Origin of the sequence: Halomonas sp. DP5Y7-2, assembly GCF_019802025.1 — a bacterium.
Lineage (GTDB): Bacteria > Pseudomonadota > Gammaproteobacteria > Pseudomonadales > Halomonadaceae > Halomonas > Halomonas litopenaei_A.
Genome location: NZ_JAHVHY010000005.1, coordinates 136,787 through 151,747, shown reverse-complemented (window position 1 = coordinate 151,747; position 14,961 = coordinate 136,787). Strand labels below are relative to the sequence as shown.

Below are 14,961 nucleotides of genomic sequence, written 5' to 3'. Positions count from 1 at the left end.
ACCGACAGGCCTACGGCCAGCCCTTTCAGGTGAGGGCACTGCACCGGCCTGGGCTCGCTATCGCTGGCTTCTGGCTCGCTAGCAGTGGGGCGGGTCAAACGTCGTGGGCGTGCAGCAAAGAGCCTGTGCGACAAGCGCTGGCCAGGGTGCAGCTGCCGTCCGAACTGGAGGGCGCTGTGGCGAAACGGCGCGATGAGTACCGGGCCGGGCGCCTCTGCGCGGTCTATGCGCTTGGTCTGTTGGGCATCGACAGCGGGGTGCCGGGCAGGGGGGCTGACCGTCTTCCGCGGTGGCCCCCTGGCGTGCTTGGCAGCATCTCTCACTGCAGCGATCTGGCGTTATCCGCCGTGGCACCCTCTGATTTATATGCAGGGGTGGGCATTGACGTGGAGCAATGTCTGGACGCTGATGAGACCGATAGCGTGGCAGAGGTGGTCGCGAGTGGTGCTGAACTCCTGCACCTTCCAGGGTGGCTATCGAGGTCTATGGCGGTGACGCTTCTTTTCAGTGCAAAGGAGGCGATCTACAAGGCCATCTTTCCGGGCGTAAAGCGCTACGTGGACTTCGCGGAGGTCTGTCTGCATCGTGCGCTGCCTGGCCTTCTTGTCTTTCGTCCGTCGTGCGCATGGCAATCTGCTGGACCACCCCACGGGAGAGCGCCTTGGCACGAGCATATCGAGTGGCCTGTGGCCTTTCATATTGAAGGGGGCAAGGTCATCACCCTGTGCCTGCTCGGCGGTGAGTCGTTAGGCGGCTCTTAGCGGGATGGCGCGGAACGTCTTGAAGAACGTTGCCAAGGCTTTGGGATGGCAAACGTCAACGTCTGCTTTTGGTGCAAGTCGGCAAGGGTGGCTGCACCAAGAGGGTGCCTTTGCCAGCCCGAAGAGAACCGGGAGATAACACCGGGGCCCGTGAAAACATAAGTGGCATGGAACTTGCTTTGTCAGAGTGAGGCGACGATCGCGCACCGCGGCCTGTCGCCACGACTCCGATAACGACAACGTCACCCTGGAGAATTTCCCATGTCCTTAGCTTCGGCCTCTGCTGTGCTCAATCCTGCCCGCCGTTCCTTGGCGCTTTCTGCCTTTGCGCTGTCAGCACTGTCTGTGGCGATGGCGGCTCCCGCCGTTGCCGACGAGGACCCGATCAAGGTCGGCATCCTGCATTCCCTGTCCGGCACCATGGCGATCAGCGAGTCGACGCTCAAGGACACCATGCTGATGCTGATCGAGCAGCAGAATGAAGCGGGGGGGTTGCTGGGTCGCGAGCTGGAGCCGGTGGTGGTTGACCCGGCATCCAACTGGCCGCTGTTTGCCGAGAAAGCGCGTGAGCTGTTGGCCCAGGATGAGGTCGACGTGATCTTCGGCAACTGGACCTCGGTCTCTCGCAAGTCCGTGCTGCCGGTGGTGGAAGAGCTTAATGGACTGCTGTTCTACCCGGTTCAGTATGAGGGGGAAGAGTCCTCCGAGAACGTCTTCTACACGGGCGCTGCACCGAACCAGCAGGCCATTCCGGCCGTCGACTACCTGATGAACGATGTCGGCGTGGAGCGCTGGGTGCTGGCGGGCACCGACTACGTCTATCCGCGCACCACCAACAAGATCCTCGAGGCCTACCTGAAGTCCCAGGGGGTGGCCGACGAGGACATCATGGTCAACTACACCCCTTTCGGTCACTCGGATTGGCAGAACATCGTCTCCGAGATCAAGCAGTTTGGCGGAGCGGGCAAGAAAACCGCCGTGGTCTCCACGATCAACGGCGACGCCAATGTTCCCTTCTATCGTGAGCTGGCCAACCAGGGCGTTGATGCCGCTGATATTCCAGTCGTCGCCTTCTCCGTAGGTGAGCAGGAGCTTTCCGGCCTGGATACGGCTCCCTTGGTAGGCCACCTGGCAGCCTGGAACTACTTCATGAGCGTCGACGAAGACGCCAACTACGACTTTATCGACGCCTGGTACGACTACACGGGGGACGACAACGCCGTGACCAACGACCCCATGGAAGCTCACTATATTGGCTTCAACATGTGGACAGAAGCGGTGCGCAAGGCTGGTACCACCGAGGTGGACGCCGTCAAGGAAGCCATTATTGGGGTGTCGGTGCCCAACCTCACCGGTGGTTACGCCACCATGATGCCCAACCACCACATCACCAAGCCCGTGCTGATCGGTGAAATCCAGGACAACGGCCAGTTCTCGGTCGTGTGGGAAACGCCCTCCACCGTCGCTGGGGATGCCTGGTCAGACTACCTGGAAGGCTCCCGCGATCTCATCAGCGACTGGCGTGCACCGCTCGAGTGCGGCAACTACAACGTGGTGCAGGGTAGCTGCGGCGGCGGCGCCGACGTTGCTGCCACGGAGTGACATTCGCTACCAAAAACACGGCCGGGGCGCCATGACGTCCCGGCCAGGACCACGCCCATCATGATGCCCTTGACGATCTGACAAGGGCGCTCACGGAATTCCGCTATGAACACAACAGCATGGCGATACTGGTTGAAGGCGCTGCTGCTGGTCAGCCTGGTCGCTCTTGGGCCATGTGCTCTTGGACAGGACAACGCCGCAGCGCAGGACACCAGTGCAACTCCAGAGGAAGACGCTGGTCGCGAGCTGCTGCAGGCACTCGCTGAGGCCAACTTTCGCGAAAAGGAGGCGGCTATCGATGCCATTGCCGCGAGTGGTGACACGCGCGCACGCGGATGGCTCGAGAGTTTCGCCGAGGGCAAGCTGGCCCAGGTCAAGGACAGCGGCGACATCGTCGTGATTCTGGCCAACCGAGGCCGTCAATGGCCGGTGGCAGATGCCCTCACCATGGAAGAGGCGGGGGAGGTGTCGCGGCGCGAGCTTGACCGGGTCGCCATCAACAATCGTCTGCGTGGCCACCTGGACAGCACTCTGGCCCTGCTGGATCTGCGCGTCGATGATCCCGCGCAGCGGCTGATTGCAGCGAAAGCGCTGCTGGGGGACGTCGATACCGAGGTGGTGGAGTCCCTGTCGGAACTTGCCCAGAACGAGAGTGACCCGGAGGTGGCGGCGGCCCTGACCCAGGCGATTGCCATTCACCGACTGGAGCAGGGCGACAGCGCCGCTGTCGCGGATCTCGCCGGCAGTCTGAATGGACAGGTCAGGGCGGCATTGATGCAGGCCAGCCGCAGCGAAGACGCCATGGTGGCCGACGCGGCGTCCGCAGCGCTGGCTGACATTGAGCAGTCGCTGAAGCTCAATCGCGCCGCAGAGACGCTGTACTTTGGCCTTTCGCTGGGCTCTGTCCTGGTCCTGGCCGCTATTGGTCTGGCGATCACCTTCGGCGTGATGGGTGTGATCAACATGGCTCACGGCGAACTGATCATGCTGGGAGCCTACACCACCTGGGCGATGCAGCAGCTGTTGCCGGGGCAGCCGGGGCTGGCGCTGCTGCTGGCGATACCGGCAGGCTTTCTGGTGGCGGCACTGGTAGGTGTCGCGATCGAGCGGGGCGTCATCCAGTTTCTGAAGGGGCGTCCGCTGGAAACCCTGCTGGCCACCTTTGGTGTCAGCCTGATCTTGCAGCAGCTGGTACGTACGCTGATTTCTCCCCTGAATCGTACCGTGGTGACGCCGGAGTGGATGAGCGGCTCGCTGATCATCAACGATGCGCTGTCGCTGACCCTCAACCGGCTGTACGTGCTCGGGTTTGCGGTGCTGGTCTTTGCCGCGCTGATGCTGGTCATGCGCAGGACGCGATTGGGCCTGGAGGTGAGAGCTGTCACCCAGAATCGTGCCATGGCGCGTTCCATGGGGATTCGGGCGACCCGTGTCGATATCTTGACGTTTGCGTTGGGCTCCGGCGTGGCAGGCCTTGCTGGCGTGGCGCTGTCCCAGCTGACCAACGTGGGTCCCAACCTGGGTCAGAACTACATCATCGACTCGTTCATGGTGGTGGTGTTCGGTGGCGTCGGTAACCTGTGGGGCACCCTGGTCGCCGGGCTCTCGCTTGGCGTGATCAATCAGGTACTTGAGCCCTGGGCCGGGGCAGTGCTGGCCAAGATTCTGGTGCTGGTGTTCATCATTCTGTTCATTCAAAAGCGGCCGCGGGGACTGTTCCCGCAGAAAGGCCGCGCGGCGGAGGGCTGAGCATGATGACATCCCGACACTGGCTTGCTCGCCCCTTTGGCGAGCGCTCAACGCTGACCTTCCTGGCGGTGCTCTGTAGCGCCATGGCTCTGGTGGTGCTGGCCAACCTGTTGCCCGCCGATCACCCGCTTCACGTCTCTACTTATACCGTTACCTTGCTCGGCAAGTATCTGTGTTATGCCTTGCTGGCGGTCGCTGTGGACCTAGTCTGGGGGTATCTAGGCATTCTCAGCCTTGGCCACGGTGCTTTCTTCGCCCTGGGCGGCTACGCCATGGGCATGTACCTGATGCGCCAGATCGGCGACCGCGGCGTCTATGGCGACCCGTTGCTGCCCGATTTCATGGTCTTCCTCGACTGGGATAGCCTTCCCTGGTACTGGCTGGGATTCGACATGCCGGGCGTGGCCTTTGCGATGGTGCTGTTGGCGCCGGGCCTGCTGGCGCTGGTGTTCGGCTTTCTGGCGTTCCGTTCACGGGTCACCGGGGTTTACCTGTCGATCATCACCCAGGCCCTGACCTTCGCGCTGATGCTGGCGTTCTTCCGCAACGAGATGGGCTTTGGCGGCAACAATGGCCTGACCGACTTCAAGGAGCTGCTGGGCTTCGACTTGTCCGCCGACAGCACGCGCCTGGGCTTGTTCATCGCCTCAGGCGTCGCCCTGGCAATAGGGTTTCTGCTGTGCCGAGCCATTGTCGTGAGCAAGCTTGGCCGCGTCTGCGTGGCAGTACGTGACGCTGAGTCGCGCACTCGCTTTCTCGGCTACCGGGTAGAGCGCTACCAGCTGTTCGTGTTCGTCGTCTCGGCGATGCTGGCCGGGGTCGCTGGCGCCCTGTATGTGCCCCAGGTAGGGATCATCAATCCCAGCGAATTCTCCCCGCTGTTTTCCATCGAGATCGTGGTGTGGGTGGCGCTGGGTGGCCGTGCCACCCTGTATGGCGCGGTGATCGGTGCGCTGGCGGTGAACTACGCCAAGAGCGTGTTCACCGGGATCATGCCCGAGGCCTGGCTGTTTGCCCTGGGGGCGCTGTTCGTGCTGGTCACCGTGCTGCTGCCTCAGGGTATCGCCGGGCTATTGTCTCGTCGCCGTCAGCACGATGATGCACCTAACAACATGGCGGTAAAACAGGAGGCGACCCCATGAGTTTTCTCCATGGTCTGGCCGATCGCGATCGTGTCTTCGACTTTCTGGTGCCGCAGGCGTCCCCGGTCGATGTACGCCATGGCCCCATCCTCTATCTGGAGGATGTCTCCGTCAGTTTTGATGGGTTCAAGGCCATCAATGGGCTCAACCTGACCATCGACGACGGTGAGCTGCGCTGCATCATCGGGCCCAACGGTGCCGGCAAGACCACCATGATGGACATCATCACCGGCAAGACCCGCCCTGATACGGGCAGCGTGTGGTTTGGCAGCCGTCATAACCTGCTGACCAAGAACGAGCCGGAGATCGCACGCCTGGGTATTGGAAGGAAATTCCAGAAACCCACGGTGTTCGAGGCGCTCAGCGTGTTCGAGAACCTGGAGCTTGCCATGGCCACCGACAAGAGTCTGTGGCCCACCCTGGTCGCTCGACTGAATGCCGACCTGCGCAATCGTATCGAAGAGGTCATGGAAACCGTCGGCCTGTCAGCCTTGAGCCGTCGCCAGGCAGGCATCCTGTCCCATGGTCAGAAGCAGTGGCTCGAGATCGGCATGTTGTTGATGCAGCGCCCGCGGTTGCTGCTGGTGGACGAACCCGTTGCCGGTATGACCGAACAGGAAATGGAGCGCACGGCCGAGCTTTTGAAGGGACTTGCCGGCAAGCATTCCGTGGTGGTGGTTGAGCACGATATGGGCTTCGTCAGGTCCATCGCGCGCACCGTCACGGTGCTGCATCAAGGCTCCGTGCTGGCGGAAGGCAGCATGGACAAGGTGGCCAGCGACCCCAGGGTGGTCGAGGTCTATCTGGGTGGCGATGAGGAGGCTGCATGATGGGACTGGAACGCTTTCCACTGGATCCCGGTGTAAGAAGTGCCTATGTCGTCGCATGGGATCGCGTCACGGGACCCCGCATGAAAAGACGGCGATATCCGCGCTGGCTCGCTGCGCTGGCGTATCGGAGGGCCCGCCAATGCTGAACATTCGTGGGCTCAACCAGTTCTATGGCGAAAGCCATACGCTGTGGGACCTGGATCTGCAGGTGCCCAAAGCGGCCTGCACCTGCGTGCTGGGGCGCAATGGTGTCGGCAAGACGACGTTGATGAAAGCCATCATGGGCGAAGTGCCGATCCGTGGAGGAGCGCTGGAATACGCGGATGGCGTGGCTCTGGAGCGCCGTCGGCTGGAAGATCGCTCGCGCCTTGGCATCGGTTACGTGCCTCAGGGACGGCAGATTTTTCCACTGCTGACGGTGGAAGAGAACCTGCGTACCGGTCTGGCAGCGCGCGGGGATGGCTTGCGCCAGGTACCCGAGCGCATCTACGAGCTGTTTCCCGTGCTCAAGGAAATGCGCCAGCGTCGTGGCGGGGATCTTTCGGGCGGCCAGCAGCAGCAGCTGGCCATCGGGCGTGCGTTGGTACTCGAGCCCAAGCTACTGATCCTCGATGAGCCGGGGGAGGGCATCCAGCCGAACATCGTCGCCCAGATTGGCGAGGTCATTCGCCGTCTGATCGCCGATGATGGGCTGACCGTACTGCTGGTGGAGCAGAAGCTCCCCTTTGCTCGCCGTTTTGCAGATCGTTTTGCCATCCTTGATCGTGGCCGGCGCGTGGCGGAGGGCGACATAGCAGCATTGAGTGATGACGTGGTGAAGCGCTACCTGACCGTCTAGGGCGAAAGTGGCGGTCGACAGCTCGCACCAACAGCCTTGCTCGGGCTCGAGTGAAACGGGAGCCTTTAGCCGTGGGGCTCGGCGGCATCAACCAGGGTGAGCTGGACGTAGTGTCCCCCTGGCACCGGCTGGTTGTGATAGTGCCAGCCGAGCCGCTCGGTGAGCTGAGCTGTCAGCTCCAGGCCAAGGCCAAAGCCCAGGTCGTCGACAGTGTCTGGGTGTCCTGCGGGGGCATCGTGGTCGGCATCTTGGCTGTCACCGCTTCCGTCTTCCTGCCCGTCGGCGCGCTGCAGGTTGTCGATAAAGACCGTCTTGCCCTGCTGACGCAGGGTGACGTCACCCGCCCAGGTGTGCTGGAAGGCGTTGCGGATGAGATTGCCAAGGACCATGCGTAGCGCCACCTCGGACTGTTCCAAGGTGGCCGGGCTTGTGGTCACGCTGAGGGCGACGTCCTTGTCGCGCAGCAGGTAGCGGTGTTCTTCGACGATGTCCTGTACCAGCTGATCCAGTGCGATGGGACGGGTGGGCAGATCGATGGGCTCGTCGCGGCTTAGCCACAGGAGGGTTTCCGTCAGATGCTTCATGTTCAGGCTGGCGCGATCCAGGCGATCGATGATCGATGCCAGCACGGATCGGGCCGCAGGCGCCTGCTCCGGCGGTAGCGAGCGGATCAGTTCGATGCCGCTTCGCATCACACTGATCGGCGTGCGCAATTCATGGCTTGAGTGGCGCAGGAAGCGATGTTCCCGTTCGAGACTGTCTTGCTGGGAGGACAGGCTGTCGCGTACCAGCGAGGCCAGTTCGTTCAGCTCGGGGTAGCGAAAGTCCGGCAGAGGGTCCTGCAGGTTGGCGCTTTCCAGATCACGCGCCCATCGCCCGAGGCGCGCCACCGGCTTGCTTAGCTGACGCAGCAGTAGCCAGATCGCCAGTGCCAGGGCGACGGCGGTACTGAGGCTGATAAGCAGAAGGCTCGTGAGGTTGTCACGGATGGTGCGATGTACCAGGCTCGACATCTGCTGGCGTGTCAGAGTGTGGCTGACAAACAGCGTCCCCTCGTCGGTGGGAAAGCGCATGGCGAAGACCAGCCTGCCGCGGCGACCATTCGGCTTCGTCTCACGCGACGTGACCAGGCGCGTCTCCTGCTGCGGCGGCTGTGGCAACAAGCTGCGGATCTGCCTGGGCTGTTGCTGCCAGGTCGAGGTGACGGTGAAGGCGCCCAGGTCGGGTTCTGCCGTGCCTTTGGCCCGCTGGCGAATGTGCTGATGCACCGCCTGTTCCATGGCCCCCACCATGGTGCTGTCCATCCCCAGCTTGAAGTAGTGGGCCGCCAGCAGCGAGTAGCCTCCCACCAGCAGCGCACCCAAGGTGAGCAGGATCGCCGCGAGCTGTCGCTTAAGGCGTATCTGACGGATCATCCCGTGCCTCCCTCAAGGCGAACCCGCGTCCGGGGATCGTGTGTATCAGCGGCGGATCGAAGTCTCGATCCACGGCCTTGCGCAGATGGTGCATATGTACCTTGAGGCTATTGCTGTCGGGAGGTTCCTCGCCCCACACCGCCTCCTCCAGAGCGCCGCGGCTGACGACCCCGGGTGATGCGCGCAGCAGGGGTTCCAGCAGTCGCCAGCCGGTAGGTGACAGGTGCAGCGGCTGACCGTCTCTAAGCACCGTCAGGGAGACCAGATCCATCACCAGGCCAGCGTAGTGCAGCCGCTTGATCTGCCCGCTGCGTCGCTGGCCCAGGGCGCGAATGCGCAGCGCCAACTCCTTCAGTTCGAACGGCTTGACCAGGTAGTCATCGGCGCCCGCCTCGAAGCCATCGACCTTGTCGTCGAGGCGGTCGCGGGCGGTCAACATCAGGATGCTGGTGTCATCGCCCGCGTGGCGAACCTCGCGGCAGACGTTCAGGCCATCCAGTCGCGGCAGATTGAGATCCAGCAGGATGACGTCATAGCGATTGTCGCGGATGAGCGTGAGCCCGCGCTGGCCATTGCTGGCGTGATCGCACCGGATCTGCTGGATCTCCAGGTATTGCACGATGGTCATGGCCAGATCCAGGTCATCTTCCACCAGCAGCACGTTCAGCATGGAGTTTCGGCCTCGTCTTCACCGGGCGTGCGTCGCCTCCAGCGTGTGAGCCATTGCTCGAGGCTGGTCTGCAGGCTCAGCAGCACCGGTATCAGGATTAGCGTGATCAGGGTGGCGAACAGGATACCGTATGCCAGCGACACTGCGGCCGGAATCAGAAACTGGGCCTGATGGGACGTTTCTCCCAGCAGGGGATAGAGCCCGGCAAAGGTGGTGGCCGAGGTCAGCACGACGGCACGCATGCGACTGGTGGCGGAGGCGACGATGGCGTCCGGGATGGCCAGGCCTTCGTCTCGCAGCTCGTTGAAACGGGACACCAGCAAAAGGCTGTCGTTTACCACCACGCCGGACAGGGCAATGATGCCATTGAGGGACAGGATCCCGAGGGACAGGTCATTGAGCCAGTGACCGAGCAGCGCCCCGACCACGCCGAAGGGGATCGCGGTCATGATCAGCAGAGGCTGAACGTAGGATTTCAGGGGGACCGCCAGCAGCATGTAGATCAGCAGTATGGCGAAGGCGAAGACCGTGACCATCGAGGACTGGGTTTCCTGCTGCTGCTCGGCCTCGCCAGCGAAGTGGATGTCGACGCCGGGGTAGGCGCTGCGGATATCCGGGACGACCTCCTGTTCGAGCAGGGTCACCAGTTCGCTGGCCGAGATCAGCTCCTTGTCCACGTCGCCGGAAATATAGATGGCCCGCTGGTTATCGATCCGGGTGATGGTGTCGCGGGTGTAGCCGAGACTCGCTGTAGCGACGCTGGACAGCGGCAGCACGGTACCATCCGGTGCACGTACCCGCGACGACAGCACGTCGACCAGCGACTGGCGCTCGCTCTCGGGAAAGCGCACCTTCACCTCTATCTCGTCTTTGCCGCGCTGATAGCGCTGCACCACCTGACCATTGAAGCCCTGCATGACCTGTTCTGCCAGCTCGTCGGTGGTCATGCCAAGCGCGCGCCCCTGGGCGGTGAGGTCGAGCTGAAGCTGAGGTTGGCCCGGGCGGAGATTGTCTTCCAGGCCGCTGACGGCATCGATGGCTTCAAGACGCGCGCGGAACTCGTCGCCGGCCGCGCTCAGCAGGGTATCGTCGCTGGCGCGAAGCTCGACGCGAAGCGCAGAGAAGTCACTGCGCCGGCTCTGAACACTCAGCGTGCGGGTGCCTTCCGGGAGCCCGGCAAGGGCCGTCCACTGGTGTGCGAACTGGTCGAGGTCGTAGGGCGAATCATCGGCAAGCTTGACCGTGACAGTCCCTGACTGGTCATCACTCGAGGTGATCTGCAGGTGCTCGATGGCGCTGACGCCTTTGCCCTGGCGCAGCGTGGCGTCGGCCTCGATGGCACTGTCCTGCAGGCGGTCCAGCGCCCGGTGGGTCAAGCCGTAACTCGCATCGTTTTCCAGCGTGATGTTGGCGCGCGCCGTATCGCCTGCAATATCGGGGAAGAAACTCATGCGAATGCTGCCGTTGAACGGCATGGCCAGGACCAGGATCAACAGCGCCGTGAACAGCACTGTGACGCTTGCTCGATGCACCAGAGCGAGCTTGACCAGCGGACGATAGACGGCCTGGGTGAAGCGTTCCATCGCGCCAGAGGCGGCGTCCTGTAGCCGCCCCCACAGCCGGCCAAGACAATGACGGGAAGTCGAGGAGCGGGTATTCAGGTGCGCCAGGTGGGCCGGCAGAATCAGCTTCGACTCGATGATCGACAGCACCAGACACAGGCCGACCACGGCGGCGAATTGGGCGTAGAGCTTGCCCAGTCTGCCCTCTATCTGCGAGAGCGCAAAGAAGGCCACCACCGTGGTAAACACGCCAAACAGGGTGGGCACCGCGACGCGCAGGGTGCCACGAATGGTGTTGTCCAGGGTGTCACCATGGGCGCGGCGCTCGGCGTAGACGCTTTCGCCTACGACCACGGCATCGTCGACCACGATGCCCAGCGCCATGATGAAGCCAAAGGTGGTGAATTCGTTGAGGGTAAGCCCAAGCAGGGGCTCGCCCATGAAGTAGAGCGTACCGCAGAACACAAAGGGGAGGCCCATGGCCACCCACAGCGCGACCCTCAGGTTGAGAAACAGCGCCAGCAGGGTAAACACCAGCAGAATGCCGTACAGCGCATTGTCGATCAGCAGCGCCAGGCGTTCGTTGATCGAGGTGCTGCGATCGTACCAGGTGGCCAGCTGCACGTTCTGGGGCAAAAGCCCATCGTCACGCCACTGCTGAATCACTTCGCGGGCGCCAATGACCGAGTCTGAAATGTCATCGGTGCCGGTGGTGACGATCTGTAACGCGATGCTGTCCTCGCCATCAAAGCGCGACAGGCTGGAGGTGGTGTCGTCGAAGGTGTCGCGGATCCTGGCCACATCACCGAGGCGGATCTGATCGCCCTGGGTGGTGGTGATCAGTGGAATGGCGGCGAACTCATCCTTGAGGTACGCCTGGCGCGACGCCTTGAGCTGCAGGTAGAGATCGGCATTGCGCAATACGGCGCTGGAGGTGCTGGTCGAGCTCGCATTGACCGCTTCCTCCACGTCGCTGAGCGAAAGGCCGTAGGCTTCCAGGCGAGCCTCGTCGATCTCGATGGCCATCATTGGATCGAGCCAGCCACTGATCGAGACACGACTGACGTCCTGGTGGGCCAGCAGGTCTGCCTTGAGGTCGTCGGCCAATTGTTGCAGGGTGGCGCGGTCAGCGTCGCCGTAGAGCTGAATCCACAGCGAGTGCTCCTCGCGCTCAGCCTTGCTGATGACCGGATTGTCAGCGTCGGCCGGAAAGTTGGAGATGGCGTCCACCTGGGTCTTGACGTCTCTGAGCAGGGTATCCAGGTCGTAGTCGGAGGTCTTCTCCACGGTCACGGTGGTGCCACTGGTGGTGGAGGTGCTGACGATCGAATCGATACCGATGACTCCTTCCAGCGCATCCTCGATCTTTATCGCGAGTCCTTCTTCTGACTGCCTTGCCGAGCCACTGTCGTAGCTGACCGAGAGGCTCAGGCTGTCGGGTTCGGTGCTCGGGAAGGCCTCCTTCTGGAGGGTGCCAAGGGCGCTGACGCCCAGCGCGATCACTAGCAACATCAAGAGATTGGCAGCGACCGGGTTGCGGGCAAACCAAGCGATCACGCCTTGGCGATGGCTCGTGTCAGACATCCTGACGGGCCTCCACGGTGGTCACCAGCATGCCCTGGACGTAGCTGCTCAGGGGTTGCACGACCACCCGGGTTGGCTGATCAGCGATCGCCTCGGGCGGTCTTACGTATATCGTGGCACCGTCGCTGAAGACGGCCTCGGTCGAGACGCTGGCCAGAGCGTCATCGTCGGTGACGTACCAGAGCTGCCCGGACTGGCCGAGGGCGGTGGCGGGGAGCTGCCACAACCCATCGAGCGTACGTCCGCTGAGGCTCGCCTCGAGGAAAGTGCCGGGCAGCAGGGCGGGGGGCTGGTCGAACGGGGCCTGAACCCCGATCACCAGCGAGCGCTGGCGGCTGGTGGCGTCCAGATGCTGATGCGCCCGGATGACCTGTCCGGTCCATTGCTCTCCGCTCTCGATATCGGTCAGCGTGACGGGCCAGTCACCCCCGGCAAGCGTGGCCGAGTCCGGCAGTTGCGCCCATTCCGCGGCGGACAGACTCACGGTGATCTCGATGCGGTCGGTGCTGACCAGGGTGGCGATCTCGGTGCCAGACTGCACGAAACTGCCCGGGGCGATGTGGCGATCGGTGATCAGGGCATCGAAGGGGGCTGTGATGCGGGTCTGGTCGAGGTCCTGGCGAGCGGCGGCCAGCGACGCCTTGGCCTCATCGACCGCCGCCTGCGCAGCGGCGAGCTGGGGGGCGCGAAGTACCAGCGGCGAGTCGGGCTCGCCCGAGAGCCCCGACGAGCGCCACTCGATTCTGGACTGTTCTCCCTGGCGTTGTTCCTCCAGCAGGCTCACCTCGGCAGTGGCTAACGTCGATTGGGCGACGGCCAGGGCCTCCTGGTAACCACTGTCCTCCAGGGTGGCCAGCAGTTCGCCTTTACCGATACGAAGACCTCCCTCGAAGTTGTCGGCAAGGCCGTCGACGCGCCCGGACACCTCGGCGCTCAGGGTCAGCTCGAAATGCGCGCTGGCTTCTCCGTAGGCGTTGATGCGGGCAGCGTGGGCCGCGGTCTCTGCGGTGACCACCGTTACCTCGGTGCGCTGGGGGGCCTGCTGGCGGTCTGACTGACGCGCCTGCACCTGGTCTGAATCGGCCTCCGGCTGGCCACCAGGCCTGGGTGGCGAGTGCTGGCCTCGTGCCTGACCTGGTGTGACGACATGAACCACCACCGCCGCCAGTACCGCGAGGGCCAGACTCAGGGGCAGCGCTTTGCTCCAGCGACGTGTCATGGGGTCACTCCCAGTCCGAGTGCCAGGCCGAGGTCGATGCGATTGGCCAGGCGCTGATAGTTGAGGTCATCGAGTTGCGCCTCGAGGTCGTAGGTCTGTTGTTGCACCGAAAGCAGGTCGAGGATGTCGACCAGCCCCGAGCGGTAGCTCGACTGGTACTGGGCCAGGGTAGATTGCTGGCGGTCCAGGGCATTGGCGATGTGCTGCTGTTGCAGGGCGAGAGAGCGCTCGAGCCCGAGGGCATCTTCCACCTCGCCAACCGCCTCGAGCAGGGTCTCGCGGTACGCCTGGTAGGCCTGAGCGGTCTCCAGTTCGGCTTCGTCGGCGGCTGCGCGAAGCTCGCCTCCCTGGAACAGCGGAGCCGTCAGTTGACCCAGCAGTGACCACACCGGATCGGTCAGCAGCGCCTGGGATGGCGAGTCGGCCACGTCCTCGATGGCGGCCTGCAGGCTGATGCTTGGCAGCAGGTCCTTGTAGGCGGCGTGGGTGCGATAGTCGGCCGCCTGGATGGCGTGGTAGGCCGCGATCAGGTCCGGTCGGCGACGCAGCGACTGGCTTGGCAGCTCTGCCAGCGGTGTCAGTACCGCGGGATAGTCGTCGGCCACCGCCTCGCCGCTATCGGGAATCTCGCCCAGCAGGGTCTGCAGTGCACGCTGCTGCTGCGCCAGGCTCTCTTGATACTCCACCAGGCTGGCACGGGCACTGGCCGTGGAGCTTCGCGCGCTGTCCAGGTCCTCGAGGTTGCCGAGCCCGCTGCGATAGCGCTCAAGGATCAGGGACTCGTTGCTTTCAAGGGTGGCCAGGCGCTGCTGCTGGATGGTGATGGCATGACGCTGAGCGATCAGCGCAAGCCAGCTGGTCATCACGTCGGCCGCCAAGGTGTCCCGGGCGGCCTGATACAGGGCCGCCTGTTGTGCGACGTCCTGATCGGCGGCGGCGGTGCGATCGGCAATCTTCTGCCACAGATCGGCTTCCCAACTGACCGTGACCGAGCCGCTGTAGGTGCTGGCACTGTCCTCGCTGTCACTGGCGCTGAAGCCGGCTTCGACCGCGGGCAGGCGGTCAGCACCGGTCTGGCGCAGCTGTGTCTGGCGGATACGCAGCGTCAACAGGGTCTGTTGCAGGCCGGGGTTGGCCTGCAGCGCCCTTTCAACGAGCTGATCGAGCGCATCGGACGCGATCAGCTCGTTGAGTGAGCCGACGTCGCTACCGCCGACAGCTGCCGACCAGTCCGGCACCTGGGTGATCAAGGCGTCGGTCCTGTCAGGGTAGGAGGTTGGCTCGTCGATCATGGAGCAGCCAGCCAGCGTCAACAGCAGGACGCCCGCCAGCAAGCCAGGGAAAGGGGCCCGAACCATGATAATGGATCTCCTGGGTTCTCGAAGGCGCGCAGCATAGCCAAGTGGGGGGTTAAGGCAGGGTTAACGGCAGTAGCAAGCGGCGTGACAGGAAGGCGATCGAAGGACGGTGGAGGGAAGGTAGAAGAAGGGCGGCAGAAAGGGCGGCAGGAAGAGCGGCAGGAAGGGCGGGGGAGGTCTCAGGCAGACAAGTGACCACGCTGCACAGTCCTGGCGACGAGGTCCACAGCA

The 14,961-nt window shown here is 63.4% G+C and carries 11 protein-coding genes; 6 read left to right on the top strand and 5 right to left on the bottom strand.

Going from position 1 to position 14,961, the window contains the following annotated elements; genetic code table 11:
• Nucleotides 1–125: 125 nt before the first annotated feature.
• From KUW18_RS10615 to urtE, 6 genes are all read left to right on the top strand, one after another.
• Nucleotides 126–761 (top strand): 4'-phosphopantetheinyl transferase, encoded by a 636-nt coding sequence (locus KUW18_RS10615; protein ID WP_222561383.1) that lies wholly within the window; start codon nt 126–128, stop codon nt 759–761.
• Nucleotides 762–1,112: 351 nt separating this feature from the next.
• The gene (gene urtA, locus KUW18_RS10610) at nt 1,113–2,363 is read left to right on the top strand and encodes an urea ABC transporter substrate-binding protein (RefSeq protein ID WP_224852092.1); all 1,251 of its coding nucleotides are present in this window, start codon (nt 1,113–1,115) and stop codon (nt 2,361–2,363) included.
• A gap of 105 nt (nt 2,364–2,468) precedes the next feature.
• Entirely contained in the window at nt 2,469–4,112 is a 1,644-nt protein-coding gene (gene urtB / locus KUW18_RS10605; protein WP_222561382.1) for an urea ABC transporter permease subunit UrtB, read from the top strand.
• A 2-nt stretch (nt 4,113–4,114) separates the two neighbouring features.
• A complete protein-coding gene (gene urtC / locus KUW18_RS10600) occupies nt 4,115–5,254 on the top strand; it encodes an urea ABC transporter permease subunit UrtC (protein ID WP_222163361.1) in 1,140 nt (379 codons plus the stop codon).
• Nucleotides 5,251–6,084, top strand: coding sequence for an urea ABC transporter ATP-binding protein UrtD (urtD, locus tag KUW18_RS10595; protein WP_222163360.1), 834 nt, complete (start codon nt 5,251–5,253; stop codon nt 6,082–6,084). The genes urtC and urtD overlap by 4 nt, the downstream gene beginning before the upstream one ends.
• A 139-nt stretch (nt 6,085–6,223) precedes the next feature.
• Nucleotides 6,224–6,922, top strand: a complete 699-nt coding sequence (gene urtE, locus KUW18_RS10590) for an urea ABC transporter ATP-binding subunit UrtE (protein WP_206944661.1) — start codon at nt 6,224–6,226, stop codon at nt 6,920–6,922.
• 65 nt (nt 6,923–6,987) lie between these two features.
• On the opposite strand, the gene KUW18_RS10585 is transcribed toward urtE, so the two are convergent.
• From KUW18_RS10585 to KUW18_RS10565, 5 genes are read right to left on the bottom strand one after another with little or no spacing between them, the layout of a single operon-like run.
• The gene (locus KUW18_RS10585; RefSeq protein WP_222561381.1) at nt 6,988–8,337 is read right to left on the bottom strand and encodes a sensor histidine kinase; all 1,350 of its coding nucleotides are present in this window, start codon (nt 8,335–8,337) and stop codon (nt 6,988–6,990) included.
• Entirely contained in the window at nt 8,315–9,007 is a 693-nt protein-coding gene (locus KUW18_RS10580) for a response regulator transcription factor (protein ID WP_222561380.1), read from the bottom strand. The genes KUW18_RS10585 and KUW18_RS10580 overlap by 23 nt, the downstream gene beginning before the upstream one ends.
• Nucleotides 9,001–12,153: an efflux RND transporter permease subunit gene (locus KUW18_RS10575; protein ID WP_222561379.1), complete on the bottom strand. Its 3,153-nt coding sequence runs from the start codon at nt 12,151–12,153 to the stop codon at nt 9,001–9,003. The genes KUW18_RS10580 and KUW18_RS10575 overlap by 7 nt, the downstream gene beginning before the upstream one ends.
• Complete coding sequence (locus KUW18_RS10570; RefSeq protein ID WP_222561378.1) at nt 12,146–13,372, bottom strand: efflux RND transporter periplasmic adaptor subunit; 1,227 nt, start codon at nt 13,370–13,372, stop codon at nt 12,146–12,148. Before KUW18_RS10570 ends, KUW18_RS10575 begins: the two co-directional genes overlap by 8 nt.
• Entirely contained in the window at nt 13,369–14,730 is a 1,362-nt protein-coding gene (locus tag KUW18_RS10565) for a TolC family protein (protein ID WP_222561377.1), read from the bottom strand. Before KUW18_RS10565 ends, KUW18_RS10570 begins: the two co-directional genes overlap by 4 nt.
• Between the last annotated feature and the right edge of the window lie 231 nt (nt 14,731–14,961).

What these genes read in the sequence shown, in the direction of transcription:
- urtA (WP_224852092.1), top strand. Translation starts at nt 1,113, where the DNA reads ATGGCGGCTCCCGCCGTTGCCGACGAGGACCCGATCAAGGTCGGCATC.
- urtB (WP_222561382.1), top strand. Translation starts at nt 2,469, where the DNA reads ATGAACACAACAGCATGGCGATACTGGTTGAAGGCGCTGCTGCTGGTC.
- urtC (WP_222163361.1), top strand. Translation starts at nt 4,115, where the DNA reads ATGATGACATCCCGACACTGGCTTGCTCGCCCCTTTGGCGAGCGCTCA.
- urtD (WP_222163360.1), top strand. Translation starts at nt 5,251, where the DNA reads ATGAGTTTTCTCCATGGTCTGGCCGATCGCGATCGTGTCTTCGACTTT.
- urtE (WP_206944661.1), top strand. Translation starts at nt 6,224, where the DNA reads ATGCTGAACATTCGTGGGCTCAACCAGTTCTATGGCGAAAGCCATACG.
- KUW18_RS10585 (WP_222561381.1), bottom strand. Translation starts at nt 8,337, where the DNA reads ATGATCCGTCAGATACGCCTTAAGCGACAGCTCGCGGCGATCCTGCTC.
- KUW18_RS10580 (WP_222561380.1), bottom strand. Translation starts at nt 9,007, where the DNA reads ATGCTGAACGTGCTGCTGGTGGAAGATGACCTGGATCTGGCCATGACC.
- KUW18_RS10575 (WP_222561379.1), bottom strand. Translation starts at nt 12,153, where the DNA reads ATGTCTGACACGAGCCATCGCCAAGGCGTGATCGCTTGGTTTGCCCGC.
- KUW18_RS10570 (WP_222561378.1), bottom strand. Translation starts at nt 13,372, where the DNA reads ATGACACGTCGCTGGAGCAAAGCGCTGCCCCTGAGTCTGGCCCTCGCG.
- KUW18_RS10565 (WP_222561377.1), bottom strand. Translation starts at nt 14,730, where the DNA reads ATGGTTCGGGCCCCTTTCCCTGGCTTGCTGGCGGGCGTCCTGCTGTTG.